The sequence below is a fragment of the Pseudomonas sp. V88_4 genome (genome assembly GCF_029967985.1).
GTDB lineage: Bacteria > Pseudomonadota > Gammaproteobacteria > Pseudomonadales > Pseudomonadaceae > Aquipseudomonas > Aquipseudomonas glycinae.
Map to the genome: position 1 here is coordinate 160002 of NZ_JASCAF010000048.1, position 16715 is coordinate 176716.

Annotated in this window: 16 protein-coding genes; all 16 read right to left on the minus strand. The window is 57.0% G+C overall.

All coding sequences use genetic code 11. The annotated features are described in order from the left end of the window. Positions 1-22 precede the first annotated feature (22 nt). On the minus strand, positions 23-1120 hold the full coding sequence (locus QLG12_RS28040; protein ID WP_197869131.1) for an acyltransferase: 1098 nt from the start codon (positions 1118-1120) through the stop codon (positions 23-25). 291 nt (positions 1121-1411) lie between these two features. After that, a complete protein-coding gene (locus tag QLG12_RS28045) occupies positions 1412-2434 on the minus strand; it encodes a glycosyltransferase family 4 protein (protein WP_282475592.1) in 1023 nt (340 codons plus the stop codon). Further along, positions 2431-3393, minus strand: a complete 963-nt coding sequence (locus QLG12_RS28050) for an SDR family oxidoreductase (RefSeq protein ID WP_197869133.1) — start codon at positions 3391-3393, stop codon at positions 2431-2433. The genes QLG12_RS28045 and QLG12_RS28050 overlap by 4 nt, the downstream gene beginning before the upstream one ends. Then, positions 3390-4313, minus strand: a complete 924-nt coding sequence (locus QLG12_RS28055) for a glycosyltransferase family 2 protein (protein ID WP_197869134.1) — start codon at positions 4311-4313, stop codon at positions 3390-3392. The genes QLG12_RS28050 and QLG12_RS28055 overlap by 4 nt, the downstream gene beginning before the upstream one ends. A 52-nt stretch (positions 4314-4365) precedes the next feature. Next, complete coding sequence (gene rfbA / locus QLG12_RS28060; RefSeq protein ID WP_134827701.1) at positions 4366-5256, minus strand: glucose-1-phosphate thymidylyltransferase RfbA; 891 nt, start codon at positions 5254-5256, stop codon at positions 4366-4368. Continuing rightward, positions 5253-6146 (minus strand): dTDP-4-dehydrorhamnose reductase, encoded by an 894-nt coding sequence (gene rfbD, locus QLG12_RS28065; RefSeq protein ID WP_197869135.1) that lies wholly within the window; start codon positions 6144-6146, stop codon positions 5253-5255. The genes rfbA and rfbD overlap by 4 nt, the downstream gene beginning before the upstream one ends. Beyond that, a complete protein-coding gene (gene rfbB, locus QLG12_RS28070) occupies positions 6143-7219 on the minus strand; it encodes a dTDP-glucose 4,6-dehydratase (RefSeq protein WP_197869230.1) in 1077 nt (358 codons plus the stop codon). Before rfbB ends, rfbD begins: the two co-directional genes overlap by 4 nt. Positions 7220-7450: 231 nt before the next feature. Continuing rightward, the gene (locus QLG12_RS28075) at positions 7451-7690 is read right to left on the minus strand and encodes a LapA family protein (RefSeq protein ID WP_282475593.1); all 240 of its coding nucleotides are present in this window, start codon (positions 7688-7690) and stop codon (positions 7451-7453) included. Positions 7691-7717: 27 nt separating this feature from the next. Next, a complete protein-coding gene (ihfB, locus tag QLG12_RS28080; RefSeq protein ID WP_007950920.1) occupies positions 7718-8014 on the minus strand; it encodes an integration host factor subunit beta in 297 nt (98 codons plus the stop codon). Between the two features lie 151 nt (positions 8015-8165). Further along, on the minus strand, positions 8166-8444 hold the full coding sequence (locus QLG12_RS28085) for a hypothetical protein (RefSeq protein WP_282475594.1): 279 nt from the start codon (positions 8442-8444) through the stop codon (positions 8166-8168). 204 nt (positions 8445-8648) lie between these two features. After that, complete coding sequence (rpsA, locus tag QLG12_RS28090) at positions 8649-10334, minus strand: 30S ribosomal protein S1 (RefSeq protein WP_039770554.1); 1686 nt, start codon at positions 10332-10334, stop codon at positions 8649-8651. A gap of 119 nt (positions 10335-10453) precedes the next feature. Further along, positions 10454-11143, minus strand: coding sequence for a (d)CMP kinase (gene cmk, locus QLG12_RS28095; RefSeq protein WP_007973641.1), 690 nt, complete (start codon positions 11141-11143; stop codon positions 10454-10456). Then, positions 11140-13347 carry a bifunctional prephenate dehydrogenase/3-phosphoshikimate 1-carboxyvinyltransferase gene (locus tag QLG12_RS28100; protein ID WP_282475625.1) on the minus strand — a complete coding sequence of 736 codons (2208 nt, stop codon included), beginning with the start codon at positions 13345-13347 and terminating at the stop codon, positions 11140-11142. Before QLG12_RS28100 ends, cmk begins: the two co-directional genes overlap by 4 nt. Before the next feature lie 28 nt (positions 13348-13375). Further along, complete coding sequence (gene hisC, locus QLG12_RS28105) at positions 13376-14488, minus strand: histidinol-phosphate transaminase (RefSeq protein WP_007950914.1); 1113 nt, start codon at positions 14486-14488, stop codon at positions 13376-13378. Positions 14489-14500: 12 nt separating this feature from the next. Beyond that, positions 14501-15595 (minus strand): prephenate dehydratase, encoded by a 1095-nt coding sequence (gene pheA, locus QLG12_RS28110; RefSeq protein WP_007950913.1) that lies wholly within the window; start codon positions 15593-15595, stop codon positions 14501-14503. Continuing rightward, complete coding sequence (gene serC / locus QLG12_RS28115; RefSeq protein ID WP_197869140.1) at positions 15595-16680, minus strand: 3-phosphoserine/phosphohydroxythreonine transaminase; 1086 nt, start codon at positions 16678-16680, stop codon at positions 15595-15597. Before serC ends, pheA begins: the two co-directional genes overlap by 1 nt. Positions 16681-16715: the final 35 nt, after the last annotated feature.

The window sequence follows — 16715 nt, forward strand, 5'->3', positions numbered from 1 at the left end:
ACGTGATGACCTTTCTGATGTATCAATTTCCAGAGCCCCCAGCGCCTTGGCTTTCAGCATTGACAGACTGTACGCCCGGTCGAGCCACGAGCGTTTGATCGGTTGAAGGTGCCAGCTCTTTCGGTTTGAATTTCAACGCTCTTTTTTCAATCAAATGCCAGGAGCAATATCCCAGGGCCAACGAAATCAAAATCGTGACCGAAAGATAAGTGCCGAAAGAGATATCCGGATACTTAAGCAAGACAGCCTGCTGCACCGGGAAAGCATAGATGTAGACTCCGTAGGAGCAGTCACCCACTTTATTGACAAAACTGCCCAGCCAACTACTGGACAATCCATAAGCCAACACGATATAGGGCACGGTAATCCATGGCAGGACATTGGTGAATTCGGGATAAGGCGCAAGCAAAATGGTCGCCATCAGCATTACAAAAACGCCTGAAAGGCTAAGCCAGCGCTCCAGGCGAAATTTTGCAAAACAGGCACCGATCATAAAATAGACACCGGTCAGGAATACTTGCCGGATATCGGTTCCGTAGATCACCACCATGGGGGCATCCCGCCAGCACCAGAACACCACCACCGCCGCGAACAGCGCCGTGACCGCGGCATAGACCAGGCGCCCCCCCTTGAACAGCATGCCCAGCCCCATGACCACCAGATACATGAAGAACTCGACAGGCAGGCTCCACAATGAGCCATTCACGGCGCCCGGAACCTTTGACTGTTCAAATACACCTGGTAATGAAAATACCGGTTTCAGAATGATGTTTTTCAGATAACCGGTAAAGTACGGGTGTAAAAAGTACTCTTTCAAACTGAGCGTCGAGAAAATCGGTCCGAGCAAAAGCATGCTGATCAACACGACAACGATCAGGGCTGGAAATATTCTTAAAGCCCGCTTCATCAGAAAATCGCGAGGCACCGGATTGGAAGCCCAGCTTTTCGTAATTAAGTAACCGCTGATTACAAAAAATATATCGATCCCAAGGCCGCCATAGGAACTAAGCCCCAAAAAGCCGACGGCCGGCTTTCCGTAGAACATGAAAGAGTGCGCATAAAGAACCATCAGCGCGGCGATAAGCCGTAACAAATTTAAATTATTGTCTTTATGCAGCATTTCCTGCTCCCGAGCCAATCAACTTCGCATGTATCGAAGAGCATGCGTATACAAACTATGAATGAAACCTGGCGGACGCCTTTCAAGCTCAAGCGCTGGCGCTCCGCTCCCCCGCTGGCGGCTGCGAATCATATCATCATCTGCAACCTTTCATTGTCGAACCCGCTGACCGCCCTCCGACTCTCTCCCGGCTCGTGGACCGTGGACCGTGCGACAAGTGCGCCAATCATCGGCCGCCTGGATCATCGGCATTTAGCCAGCAAACGCGAGAAGGAGTCATGAAGGAGGCGACTATTGTGATACCTCTTCCCGCTTGCCCGCATGGTACAGACAGGCCAGCAAAACCAGAGGACAGTAGGCGATCGCCACGCCGACCAATTCGGGGACGAGGCCCATTCCCACTGCTATCGACAGAGGAAGCAGCCACACAACGTTGATGCCGATAACGGCGAACACCACAGCCTTATGGCTTTGGTATTGCCGGGATGCGTATTGATAGGCGTGACTACGGTGAGCCTGATAGACCTTATCACCGTTGATCAGGCGTCGGCACAGCGTCCACGTCGCATCGACGATGAATACGCCCAGTAGAATCACCCAACTCCAAAGCAACTCGGGCGCCGACCAAGCGGCATGCAGACTGAGCACCCCCAGCACGAACCCCAGGAATCCGCTTCCCGCATCCCCCATGAAAATACGGGCAGGTGGAAAATTCCAACATAAGAACCCACCGACCGCGGCGGCCAGCGCGAGCGCGACCCACGTGAAATCGAGGTGCCCCGTCAAACCATATACCAGGCAAACACCGACACACGCGCAGATGGCTTCGACACTGGCAATTCCATCGATACCATCCATGAAGTTGTACAGATTGAGCATCCAGACCAGATAAATCAACGCCAGTACCGTACCCGCCATACCGAGATCAATCACTGCCCCAAAAAACGCTACGGGAGCCATGCCTCCAAGCCAGAAGAGCGCCCATGCGGCCGCAGCGAAATGCCCAAGCAGCCTCCACCGCGCTGCGATATGTCCGTGATCATCGGCGAAACCCAATACCGCAACCAAAATACCGGCACCTGACAGTGCATACATCAACGCCGAACTCATCAGGCCCGAGAGAGTCATGAACGGCAAAGCTGCGAGGAAGGTGACAACAATTGCCACCCCTCCTCCGCGAGGCGTAGGGACAGTATGAGAACTGCGCTCATTCGGCACATCCATCAGGCTTTTTGCCAATGCATATCGACGCAAAATCAATGTCAACATCCAGGAAGCCAGGAATACCGCGAGCAGCTGCCAGCAAAAAATCATTTCGATTGCTCTTTAAAATAGTGGCACGCAGTCTTGAGCATGGCTTCATCGACGTTAACGGGCGGCCTCCAGTCCAATAGTTCGCGAGTCTTTTGAGTATCAACTTGCAGCGACCCGCAAATTCGTTGAGCGAGCGCATGCCTGCCCAATACCGAGGCCACGGTCACCAGCAACCACTGCGGAAACTTTAACAATCGCGGCTTTTTCCCTAGCGCACGGGCCAGGCGCTGCAAGAGCCCCGTTGTGGACAAGTCCTCGCCATCGCTGACCAGAAAAGTTTCGCCCGCAGCTTTCGAGTGGCTGATACAAGTAATGATCAAATCCACCAGATTGCCAATGGCGACAAGGCTTCGTTGATTGGAGATCGCCCCCAATGGCAGCGGCACGCCCCTGTCCAGCCAACGCATCATGCTGAGAAAGTTGGCTTTGACGCCCGGCCCGTAGACCAGCGGTGGACGAATGATGACAACTTCCATACCGGTTTCCCGACTGAGCTGCTTCAATCGTTCTTCAGCTTCGTATTTGGATACACCATAAGCATCGGACGGCGCCGGCGTGTCATCTGCCTTGAACGGTTTGCCCTCGGCAGTACTTTCGCCATTGACCTTGATTGAGCTTATGAAGATGAAGCGCTTTACACCCGAGGCGGCAGCGTGCTGCGCCAACCTGAAAGTGCCTTCAACGTTGATCTTGCGAAACTCCGCCAATGCGTCTGCTGCTGTTTCTTTCATGACGTGCACACGGGCCGCGGCATGAATTACAACGTCGACAGCAACAAGCGAAGGCAAGTTTGCTGAGTCGGCAAGATCGAAAGACACAACCGTACATAATCCGCTCAGCCGGGTTGAGCCCCGCGCTGCCGCAATCGGAGAAAAACGCTTGTTCAGCAATAAACTGAAAACCACGGCTTCCCCGACAAATCCATTGGCGCCCGTCACCAGTACTCGAAGAGCGCTCATGAATGCTTATTCCCCAACAAGGCAGTTGCCCAGCAAATGAAAAAGAAAAAGATTTTATCCCGGACACGGCGTCGACACTTCCACGCACTGAATGACAACTTCATCAATTGCCGACGTCGCAGTTGTAGCCAGCTTTTCACAAACGGGTCATCGCCCTGCCCGACCAACAAAGTAATCATGCGCACCTGTGCGAACCACCAGCCGTCATGAATGGTTTTGTAGCGTGAAACCAACGAGCTCAACCCTGTGTTGGCGCCAACCTGATTGTTTTCATGTTGGCGGTATTCCATGGTGGGTTGCGGATCGATATGCCAACGAAAACCATGGCTACGGGCATACGCATAGAAGTACCAATCGTGCAGGCTGACCTTCTGCAATTCCTGCCAATGATCGAGCATCGATTTTTTCAGGGTTTGAGAAAATTGCTTATTGAATACATAAGTGCAACCCGGCCCGGCAGCCTCGAACAGGTAGTCCCATGCGACCTGGGGTTGTGCCTTGTCCAGAAGGGAAGTTTTACCGTCCGGCCAAAAAGCCGTAACGTTGCTTGAGTACGCTTCAACCTGGAGAGATTGAATCGCAGCGATTGCTCGCTGCAGTTTTTCAACGTGCCAGACATCGTCCTGGTCGGCAAACGCTACGAAATCATAAGGCTCGAACTCCACATCACGCATCAATCGAAAGAAATTGCGTGATGCTCCGCCGAACTTCCCTGCCTCAGGAAGTAGCGTGACGCAGGGATGATCGACCGCGTAAGCCGCGCACCAGGCCTGCGTACCATCAGTAGAGCGATCGACGCTGATATAAACAGCTACGTCGACGCCCGACTGGTTAAGAATCGAATCAAGCTGCTCTTCGATCCACTGCATTCCATTGTAGGCAGCCAGCAAAACTGCAACCCTGGGAGATCTGACTGGCATGCCTTTCCTGTTTGCATGATGGTTACGCTAATGGCAACAGACAACACTCTGATCAGCGAGCGCTCATGTCCAAAAGTTTTCTCAGATACTGTCCATAACCGGTTTTTTTCAGGGCGTCTGCCTGAGCTTCCAGTTCGGCGGCGGTGATCCAGCCGTTGTGATAGGCAATTTCTTCCAGGCAGGCGACTTTCAAGCCTTGACGCTGCTCGATGGTATGAACGAAGTGACTGGCCTCCAGCAACGAGTCGTGAGTACCGGTATCCAGCCAGGCAAAACCACGGCCCAGCATTTCGACGTTGAGCGTCTTGCGTTCGAGGTACGCACGATTCACGTCGGTAATTTCCAGCTCTCCACGCTCCGAAGGCTTGATGTTTTTGGCAATCTCGACAACATCGTTATCGTAGAAATACAGGCCTGTTACCGCATAGTTGGACTTGGGCTTCAGTGGTTTTTCTTCGATGCTCAGCGCGCGCCCGTTCTGGTCAAACTCGACGACCCCAAAGCGCTCCGGGTCGGAGACGTGGTAGCCGAAAACGGTAGCCCCCTGCTGCTGAGAGCTGGCAGAACGCAAATTGTCCGAGAAGTGCTGACCGTAGAAAATGTTGTCGCCCAGAATCAGGCAGCATGGGTCCTGACCGATGAACTCTTCACCAATGATGAACGCTTGCGCCAGGCCATCCGGGCTCGGTTGTTCGGCATAAGTGAGCTTGATGCCATACAGACTGCCATCGCCCAGCAGCTTGCGGAAACACGGCAGATCATCCGGAGTGGAAATAATCAGGATTTCCCGCATACCCGCCAGCATCAGCACCGAAAGCGGATAGAAAATCATCGGCTTGTCGTAAATCGGCAACATTTGCTTGGAGACACCCAGAGTCAACGGGTGCAGGCGCGTACCCGAACCACCAGCGAGGATGATGCCTTTACGATTTGTCGTGGTCATTTGTTCAAAACTTCCCTAAGCATTCGGGTTACACCACTTTGCCAATCCGGCAAGTGTAGAGAAAAATTATCGCGCAGCTTCTGAGTATTCAAACGTGAATTCAACGGCCGGCGCGCGGGGGTCGGATAAGCGGTGGTATCGATCGGATTCACGGCCTGTACGGCAAGCTGTTCGCCATTGGCCTTGGCAAATGCGATCACGTGGCTGGCATAGCCATGCCAGGAGACTTCACCGCTGGCTGCCAGGTGATACAACCCCGACAGTTCAGGGCGCTGAAAGGCCTTTCGAATGGCCAACGCGGTGACGTCCGCAATCAGGTCCGCACCGGTTGGCGCACCGATCTGATCGGCGATCACGTTCAAGCTTTCGCGATCAGCGGCAAGACGCAACATGGTCTTGGCAAAATTGCTGCCGCGCGCACCATATACCCAGCTTGTGCGGAAAATCAGATGCTTGCAACCCGACGCGGTGATGAGCTGTTCGCCGGCCAGTTTGCTCGCACCGTATGCGTTGACCGGCGCTACGCTATCCGTTTCCTGCCAAGGCGTGACACCTTGCCCACTGAAGACATAGTCGGTCGAGTAGTGAACCAGCCAGGCGCCAAGAACCGCAGCCTCTTCAGCCAGGACGCCGCTCGCCTGAGCATTGACGCGCGCTGCCAGCTCGACTTCAGTCTCGGCCTTGTCAACGGCGGTGTAAGCCGCAGCGTTGACAATGACATCAGGCTTTATCTGGCGGATCGTCGAACGCAAACCCTCAAGATTCGATAAATCACCACTCAATCCATCGACCGAATGGCGATCCAGTGCAATCAGCTCGCCCAGTGGTGCCAGAGAGCGTTGCAACTCCCAGCCGACCTGGCCGTTCTTACCCAGCAGGAGGATTTTCATGCCTTGTTTGAGCGATCCGCATAATTTTGATCAATCCACTGCTGGTAACTGCCGCTCTTCACGTGAGCAACCCAGTCAGTATTGTTCAAGTACCATTCAACAGTCTTGCGAATGCCGGTTTCAAATGTTTCTTCCGGAGTCCAGCCCAGCTCGCGCTGAATCTTGCTTGCATCGATCGCATAGCGCTGGTCGTGACCAGGACGGTCCTGCACGTAAGTGATCAGGCTTGCATGAGGACGATGCGCCGAGTCTGGACGCAGCTCATCAAGCAGTGCGCACAGCGTGTTCACTACTTCAATGTTCTGTTTTTCGTTATGGCCGCCAATGTTGTATGTCTCGCCGACGACGCCTTCGGTCACGACTTTGTACAACGCACGAGCGTGGTCTTCGACATACAGCCAGTCGCGAACCTGATTGCCTTTTCCGTAAACCGGCAGAGGTTTGCCTTCCAGTGCATTGAGAATGATCAGCGGAATCAATTTCTCCGGGAAGTGGCAAGGGCCGTAGTTGTTCGAGCAGTTGGTCACCAATGTCGGCAGACCATAAGTGCGAGCCCAGGCGCGAACGAGGTGATCGGAGCTGGCCTTGCTGGCCGAATAAGGCGAGCTTGGCTGATAAGGCGTCGTTTCGGTGAAAAGGTCTTCCGGGCCTTCAAGATCACCGTAAACTTCGTCGGTCGAAATATGATGGAAACGGAAGTTGGCTTTACGCACATCATCCAGTGCCGCCCAATAGTGGCGAGCGGCTTCCAGCAGAGTGTAAGTACCGATGATGTTGGTCTGAATGAACTCGGACGGACCACTGATCGAGCGATCGACATGAGATTCCGCAGCCAGGTGCATGATGGCATCTGGTTGATGCTCACGCAAAATACGGTCGATCTGCTCACGATCGCAGATATCGACGCGTTCGAATGCATAGCGCGAATTACCGCTGACTTCAGCCAGCGACTCAAGGTTACCCGCATACGTCAACTTATCGACGTTGATCACTGCGTCGGTAGTATTGGAAATGATATGACGGATGACTGCCGAGCCGATAAACCCGGCGCCGCCGGTTACTAGAATTTTCACGCGAAACCATACCCTTGAGTTGCTGACAGGGCTGCCAACCGAGCACTGTCTAATCCATGAACGCAAAAGCCATCAATCCAGCCGGGGCTTCTGACCAGAGTCAGTTTGTACCGACGTGGGAATATGCCACTATCGAACAAGCGCAGCATTTTACAGCTTAATGAACGTTTTACTAATGGATATAGACAAGCTGTGGCTAAAGTTTAGTTCGCCTTTCCTTCAATGTCGCAATCAGACCAGACGCTTGCGTGAAGCCCTGGACGAACGTCCCAGAAACCAGCCAAAAAACGGCCCGATCAGCATGCCCGCCAGCAATGCACCAACCGTGATAACCGAAACCGGGAGCTGCGGCCCCTCCCAACCAAGAAACAACAGGGAGACCGATTGCTGATTTTCGAGAACGAACGCAAGGATCGCCAACACAAGCAATAGAATCAGAACGGAAAGCAGAATGCGCTTGATATTATTCATGAGCAACTCCTTGCGTAACGGTGACCGTCAAGCCCCCTCCTCCTCTTCTTCATTCACGCGATCGCGCAGCTCTTTGCCTGGCTTGAAATGCGGAACGAATTTACCGTCAAGGCTGACGGACTGACCGGTCTTTGGATTGCGACCGACACGCGGCGCACGATAGTGCAAGGAAAAGCTGCCAAAACCACGGATCTCGATTCGATCCCCCGTGGCCAGACACTGGGACATTTGCTCAAGCATGGTCTTGATGGCCAGCTCCACATCCTTGGATGAGAGCAGCCCCTGATGGGTGACAATTCGTTCGATCAACTCCGACTTCGTCATATTTTTCCCTTCTTTTTCAAGCAGCTAGATCAGCGCTTGAAAGGTTTTAGCACGCCCGGAAGATTTTGAACAGCCCAGGGCTTGACATATCTTTCCGCTCGCCGAAACGCCCATTTTCAGGGCATCGGATGACAAGGCCGCCAACGCTGACTCACCGACAAATCACCAACATGGTTCGGGTGACGTATCCTGCCGGATTGAAGCCAAAGGGAAACTCATCCTCATCCCGGGCGTCATCGGATCGCGTGACCACCTTATACCCCGCCCCCTTGCATTCCTTGGCGGCACGCTTCTGACACTTCTCCCAGCCCGAACCCAAGCCGGAACAGTCAACCTCGATACCACTGACTCCACGCACCGCATGGGTCTTGGCGCTCGTTGTGCAACCCGCCAATATCAAGACACCTATAAACACTATAAATTTGCTCATTCACTTCCTTATGCCAGGCGCCCGCCCGACTACTGCAATCTTCAGACTAAGCCTAGACGCGAATAGACGATTGATCCGATTAAAGAAACAGACCGCCCGGCAAAGGGAATGGTTTCACCCGAACAGACAGAGAGCGATACCCCACCAAATCGCAGGCACAAAAAAGGGCGACCGAAGTCGCCCTTTTTCATGATCAGACAGAACTCAGTTCTGTTTGGCCATTGCCTGACGCAGCAGTGCCGCCATAGTGGTGTCAGCTGCTTCGCCTTCCGGAGCTGCTTTCAGGCTCTGGATGGCTTCTTTCTCTTCAGCATCGTCTTTCGATTTGATCGACAGCTGGATTACGCGGCTCTTACGATCAACGCTGATGATCTTGGCTTCTACTTGCTGGCCTTCTTTCAGAACGTTGCGCGCGTCTTCAACGCGGTCACGGCTGATTTCGGAGGCTTTCAGAGTTGCTTCGATATCGTCAGCCAGAACGATGATGGCGCCTTTGGCGTCAACTTCTTTCACGGTGCCAGTAACGATTGCGCCCTTGTCGTTAACCGAGACGTACTCGGAGAACGGATCGCTTTCCAGTTGCTTGATACCCAGGGAGATACGCTCACGCTCCGGGTCAACCGACAGGATAACGGTGTCCAGCTCGTCGCCCTTCTTGAAACGACGTACGGCTTCTTCGCCCACTTCGTTCCAGGAGATGTCGGACAGGTGAACCAGACCGTCGATGCCGCCGTCCAGACCAATGAAGATACCGAAATCGGTGATCGACTTGATGGTGCCGGAGATCTTGTCGCCCTTGTTGAACTGGCCAGAGAAGTCTTCCCATGGGTTCGACTTGCACTGCTTGATGCCCAGGGAGATACGACGACGCTCTTCGTCGATGTCCAGAACCATGACTTCCACTTCGTCGCCGACTTGTACGACTTTCGAAGGGTGGATGTTCTTGTTGGTCCAGTCCATTTCCGAAACGTGCACCAGACCTTCAACACCTTCTTCCAGCTCAGCGAAGCAGCCGTAGTCGGTCAGGTTGGTTACACGAGCGGTAACGCGAGTGCCTTCTGGGTAACGGGCTTTGATAGCAACCCATGGATCTTCGCCCAGTTGTTTCAGGCCCAGGGAAACACGGTTGCGTTCGCGATCGTATTTCAGAACCTTGACATCGATTTCGTCACCAACGTTGACGATCTCGGAAGGATGCTTGATGCGCTTCCAGGCCATGTCGGTGATGTGCAGCAGGCCGTCCACGCCACCCAGATCGACGAATGCGCCGTAATCGGTGAGGTTTTTGACGATACCTTTGACTTGCTGGCCTTCCTGCAGGGATTCCAGCAGAGCTTCACGCTCGGCGGAGTTCTCGGCTTCCAGGACGCTGCGACGGGAAACGACAACGTTGTTGCGCTTCTGGTCCAGCTTGATGACCTTGAATTCCAGCTCTTTGCCTTCCAGGTGCGTGGTGTCGCGCACTGGACGGACGTCAACCAGGGAACCTGGCAGGAACGCACGGATGCCGTTAACGTCGACAGTGAAGCCGCCTTTAACCTTACCGTTGATAACGCCCTTGACCACTTCCTCGGCTGCGAAGGCTGCTTCCAGAACGATCCAGCATTCAGCGCGCTTGGCTTTTTCACGGGACAGCTTGGTTTCACCGAAACCGTCTTCAACCGAGTCCAGCGCAACGTGAACTTCGTCACCGACGTTGATGTTCAGTTCGCCAGCGTCGTTGTAGAACTGCTCCAGAGGGATCAGTGCTTCGGACTTCAGGCCAGCGTGAACGGTTACCCAGCGAGCCTGGTAATCGATATCAACGATAACACCGGTGATGATGGAGCCTGCCTGAAGGTTCAGGGTCTTTAGGCTTTCTTCAAAGAGTTCCGCAAAGCTTTCGCTCATTTTAATTCCTGTTGATTAGGGCGAAAAATACGCCCATCTCCACACCCCAGACGATGTGGGTTAGTTTCATTAAAAAGAAGCACCACAGGACTATGACTGGTCCCCTGCGGCCTTCTTGGTCACCCGGCGATATCGCGAATGGCAATCTCGCTCATGATGCGTTCAAGCACCTGATCGATGGACAACTCCGTGGAATCCAGCTGTATCGCGTCGGCCGCCGGTTTGAGCGGGGCCACCGCTCGCTGGGTATCGCGCTCGTCGCGCGCACGGATCTCATCTAGCAGACTCGACAGACTAACACCCTCGACCTTGCCCTTCAACTGCAAATATCGACGGCGCGCCCGCTCCTCGGCACTGGCGGTCAGGAAAATCTTCAGTGGCGCATCGGGAAACACCACCGTGCCCATGTCGCGACCATCGGCCACCAGACCCGGCGCTTCCTGAAATGCACGCTGACGCTGAAGCAGCGCCTCGCGCACGGCGGGCAATGCAGCCACCTGCGAAGCGCCGGAACCGACGCTTTCAGTGCGGATGACATCGCTGACTTCGTCACCTTCCAGAATGATGCGTTGCAACTGACCGTCGGTCGCCGCGATGAACTGCACATCCAGATGAGCGGCCAGTTTCTTCAGCAACTCTTCATTGGTCAGGTCCACACCATGGTTGTGCGCCGCGAACGCCAGCAGGCGATACAACGCACCGGAGTCCAGCAGGTTCCAGCCCAGACGCTTGGCCAGAATCCCGGCTACGGTGCCTTTGCCCGAGCCGCTTGGCCCGTCGATGGTGATGACCGGAGCAATGTTGTTCACGACTGAGCCTCTTGCGCCACACGAATGCCGACCTGCGCGCAGAGCGCCAGGAAATTCGGGAACGATGTCGCGACGTTGGCGCAGTCATGGATGCGGATTGGTGCCGTGGCGCGTAGCGAGGCCACGCTGAATGCCATCGCGATACGGTGATCGCCATGACCATGCACTTCGCCGCCGCCGATCTGGCCGCCGTCGATGATGATGCCGTCCGGGGTCGGTTCGCATTTGACGCCCAGCGCCAGCAAACCATCCGCCATGACCTGGATACGGTCCGATTCCTTGACCCGCAGCTCTTCGGCGCCGGTCAGCACGGTGCGCCCCTCGGCACAGGCCGCGGCCACGAACAGCACCGGGAATTCGTCGATGGCCAGTGGAACCAGCGCTTCCGGAATCTCGATACCTTTGAGTTTAGCCGCCCGTACACGAAGATCCGCTACCGGCTCGCCACCCACTTCACGCTGGTTTTCCAGAGTGATGTCGGCGCCCATCAGAAGCAGAATGTCGATCACGCCGGTACGGGTCGGGTTGATGCCGACGTGTTCGAGCACCAGCTCCGAACCTTCGGCGATCGACGCGGCCACCAGGAAGAATGCCGAAGACGAGATGTCGCCCGGCACTTCGATGTGGGTCGCGGTCAGCTTGCCGCCGGACTCAACCGATGCCGTGGCACCGTTAACGCTCACCGGGTAGCCGAAGCCGCGCAGCATGCGCTCGGTGTGGTCACGGGTCGGGGCCGGCTCGGTGACGGTGGTCTTGCCTTCGGCGTACAGACCCGCCAGCAGCAGGCAGGATTTAACCTGTGCGCTGGCCATCGGCATGGTGTAGGTCAGGCCCTTGAGCTTGTGACCGCCACGAATGGTCATCGGTGGACGACCCTCGGCAGCGGTTTCGATCACGGCGCCCATTTCCCGCAGCGGGTTGGCGACGCGATTCATCGGACGCTTGGACAGCGAAGCATCACCGGTCAGGGTGCTGTCGAAGTCCTGCGCGGCCAGCAGGCCGGACAGCAGGCGCATCGAAGTGCCGGAGTTGCCCAGATAGATCGGGCCCGGCGCAGGCTTCAAGCCGTGCAGGCCGACACCGTGAATGGTCACGCGGCCGTGATGCGGGCCTTCGATGACCACGCCCATGTCGCGGAACGCCTGCAAGGTCGCCAGGGCGTCTTCGCCCTCGAGGAAGCCTTCGACTTCGGTGACGCCTTCAGCCAGAGAACCGAGCATGATCGAACGGTGGGAAATCGATTTGTCACCCGGTACGCGAATCCGACCGGACAGGCGGCCACCAGGTTGAGCCAGGAAAATCAGATCGTTGGAATTCATAGCGTCCACATAGGCCCTGCGGGCCAGGATTTTACTGAAATGCTCGCGGGCAACCCGGGCGCGCGTGAAGACGCCCAACAATTGGTGCCCATCCCCTGCATCGACCGCGTCGCGCAAGGCGTCGAGGTCGCTGCGAAATGTATCGAGTGTGCGCAGGACAGCCTCGCGATTGGCGAGAAAGATGTCATGCCACATGACCGGGTCGCTTCCGGCGATTCTTGTGAAATCACGGAAACCGCCCGCAGCGTAACGGAAGATCTCAAGGTTTTCATTGCGCTTGGCCAGCGAATCGACCAGACCGAAGGCCAGCAGGTGCGGCAGATGACTGGTCGCGGCCAGCACTTCATCGTGACGCTCGACCTGCATGTGCTCGACGTCGGCGCCCAGCTCGCGCCACAAGCGATCGACCACGGCCAGGGCGGCCGGATCGGTCTGCTCCAGCGGGGTCAGAATCACTTTATGACGGCGGAACAGCTCCGAGTTGGAGGCTTCCACCCCGCTCTGCTCGGAGCCGGCAATCGGATGCCCCGGCACGAAGCGCGACGGCATGCCGCCGAACGCTTCGGTCGCCGCGCGCACCACATTGCCTTTGGCGCTGCCGACATCCGTCAGGATCGCCTGCCCCAGATCCATGTCGGCCAGACGGGCCAGCACTTTTTCCATGGCCAGGATCGGCACCGCCAACTGGATCACGTCCGCACCCCGGCAAGCCGCCACCAGGTCATCTTCACAGCGATCCACGACACCCAACTCAACCGCCAGCTTGCGCGATTGCGGGTCGAGATCGACCCCGACCACTTCGCGACAGACGCCGCTTTCACGCAAGCCTTTGGCAAACGAACCACCGATCAACCCCAGACCGACCACCACCAGGCGCCCGATCATAGGTGCAGCAGATTGCAGCGCAGTGACATCACCCACGAGCCAGAACCTTGCGCAGCGCCTCAAGGAAGCGGCTGTTTTCTGCCGGCAGACCAATGGTCACCCGCAGATGGTTCGGCATGCCGTAGTTGGCCACCGGGCGCACGATCACGCCTTCGCGCAGCAGGCCCTGAAACACCGGAGCCGCCACTTGACCGAGGTCGACGCAAATGAAGTTGCCCTTGGACGGAATCCAGCTCAGGCCCAGCTCGCGAAAACCCGCCTCCAGCTGTTGCATGCCGGACTCGTTGAGCTGACGACTCTGCGCCAGATATTCCTCATCCTTCAGCGCTGCACACGCCGCGGCCAGGGCCAGGCTATTGACGTTGAATGGCTGACGTACCCGGTTCAGCACGTCCGCCACCACCGGAGTGGACAGGCCGTAACCTACGCGCAGCGCCGCCAGACCGTAGGCCTTGGAGAAGGTGCGCGAAACCAGCAGGTTCGGATAAGCCGCGAGGAAGTCCAGACCGTCCGGCAGATCACTGCCTTCGGCGTATTCGATGTACGCCTCGTCCAGCACCACCAGCACATGCTCCGGCACATCCTGCAGGAACTCGTCCAGCGCTTCGGCGCCGAACCAGGTGCCCGTCGGGTTGTTCGGGTTGGCGATAAACACGACACGGGTGTTGGCGTCGATGGCGGCCAGCATCGCCGGCAGGTCATGCCCCCAATCCTTGGCCGGAACGACCTTCGCCTGAGCGCCGACCGCCTGGGTCGCGATCGGGTAAACCGCGAACGCGTGCTCGCTGAACACCGCATTCAGGCCCGGCGCCAGATAGGCGCGCGCCACCAGCTCGAGAATGTCGTTGGAACCGTTGCCCAGGGTCACCTGGTTCAGCTCGACACGGCACTGCTCGGCCAGCAGGGATTTCAAGGCAAAACCGTTGCCGTCCGGATAACGGGTCAGCTCATCCAGCGCTTCGCGGATGGCGGCCAGCGCTTTCGGGCTGGCGCCCAGCGGGTTTTCGTTGCTCGCCAGTTTGACAATGCTCGCCGGATCCAGGTCCAGCTCGCGGGCCAGTTCGTCCACGGGCTTGCCCGGCACGTATGGCGAAAGTTGCTGCACGCCCGGCTGTGCCAGAGCGAGGAAGTTGCCACTCATTGCTACCACCCCTTAAAGAACTGCTTTCGGGTAGGAACCCAGCACCTTGAGTGCTACTGCTTCCTGACTGATCTTTTCCAGTACACCTTTGATCAGCGGATCACGGTGATGACCGACGAAGTCGATGAAGAACACGTAGGTCCATTTGCCGCTGCGCGACGGACGGGTTTCGATCCGGGTCAGGTCGATCCCGTTGTCATGGAACGGCACCAGCAGCTCGTGGAGTGCGCCGGGCTTGTTGCTCATGGACACGATGATCGAAGTCTTGTCGTCGCCGGTCGGCGGCACTTCCTGGTTACCGATCATCAGGAAGCGCGTGGAGTTGTCCGGGCGATCCTCGATCTTCTCGGCCAGACGGGTCAGGCCATAGAGCCCGGCCGCCATGTCACCGGCGATCGCCGCCGAGTTCCATTCGCCCTTGACCCGCTTGGCCGCCTCGGCGTTGCTGGACACCGCCACGCGCTCGACATTCGGATAATGGGCGTCCAGCCATTTGCGGCACTGGGCCAGCGACTGGGCGTGGGAATAGATACGGCTGATGCTGTCGGTCTTGGTGTTTTCACCGACCAACAGGTGGTGGTGAATCCGCAGCTCGACTTCGCCGCAGATCACCATGTCGTGCTCGAGGAAGCTGTCGAGGGTGTGGTTGACCGCGCCTTCAGTGGAGTTCTCCACCGGCACCACGCCAAAGTTCACCGCACCGGCTGCCACTTCACGGAACACTTCGTCAATCGCCGCCATCGGCTTGCTGATCACCGCGTGACCGAAGTGCTTCATGGCCGCCGCCTGGGTGAAGGTGCCTTCCGGACCGAGATAAGCCACTTTCAGCGGGTTCTCGAGGGCCAGGCACGAAGACATGATTTCGCGGAACAAGCGCGCCATCTCTTCATTGCCCAGCGGCCCCTTGTTGCGCTCCATCACGCGCTTGAGGACCTGCGCCTCACGCTCGGGACGGTAGAACACCGGCTGCTCGCCTTCGGCCAGACTGGCCATCTTGACCCGGGCAACTTCTTCGGCGCAGCGCGCGCGATCGCTGATCAGCTGGAGAATCTTTTCATCCAGGTTATCAATGCGAACGCGCAGCGCCTTGAGCTCCTGCTCGGACATCAGGAATGCTCCTTCTCGAATTCAGCCATGTAGCCGACCAGCGCTTCGACGGCGTCCAGACCCAGGGCGTTGTAGATCGAGGCACGCATGCCGCCGACCGAACGATGACCCTTGAGGTTGAGCAGGCCACGGGCGTCGGCGCCGGCCAGGAACGCCTTGTCCAGACGCTCGTCAGCCAGACGGAACGGCACGTTCATCCACGAGCGGGCGTTGGTGCTGATCGGATTGGTATAGAAGTCGCTGTTGTCGATGAAGCCGTACAGGCGATCTTTCTTCGCCTTGTTGCGCTGCTCCATCGCGGCAACGCCGCCCTGCTCCTTCAGCCACTCGAAGACGAGACCCGAGAGGTACCAGGAATAGGTGGCCGGGGTGTTGTACATCGAGCCGTTATCGGCCGAGATCTTGTAGTCGAGCATGGTCGGGCACGAACTGCGGGCACGACCGAGCAGGTCTTCACGGACGATCACCACCACCAGACCGCTCGGGCCGATGTTCTTCTGCGCGCCGGCATAGATCAGGCCGTACTGCGACACATCGATCGGACGCGAGAGGATATCGGAGGACATGTCGACCACCAGCGGAACGTCACCGGTCTCGGGAACCCAGTCAAACTGCAGGCCGCCGATGGTTTCGTTGGACGCGTAGTGCAGATAGGCCGCACCCGGGGTCAAATTCCACTCATTCTGGCCAGGGATGGCCAGGTAGTCATAAGGCTTGGCGCTGGCAGCAACATTGATGTTGCCGAAGCGACGCGCTTCCTCGATGGCTTTCTTCGACCAGATGCCGGTTTCGACATAGTCGGCAGTGCCGTTCTCGGGCAGCAGGTTCAGCGGAATTTCGGCGAACTGTTGGCTCGCGCCGCCCTGCAGGAACAGCACTTTGTAATTGGAGGGGATGGACAGCAGGTCGCGCAGGTCTTGTTCGGCCTTTTCGGCAATGGCGACGTAGTCATCACTGCGATGGCTCATTTCCATGACCGACAGACCCTTGCCGTGCCAGTCGAGCATCTCGGACTGGGCACGCAACAGGACAGCTTCAGGCAGCGCAGCGGGACCTGCGCAGAAGTTAAAGGCTCGTTTGCTCACATCCACTCTCGCTATGCAATCACGGTAGCGGACAG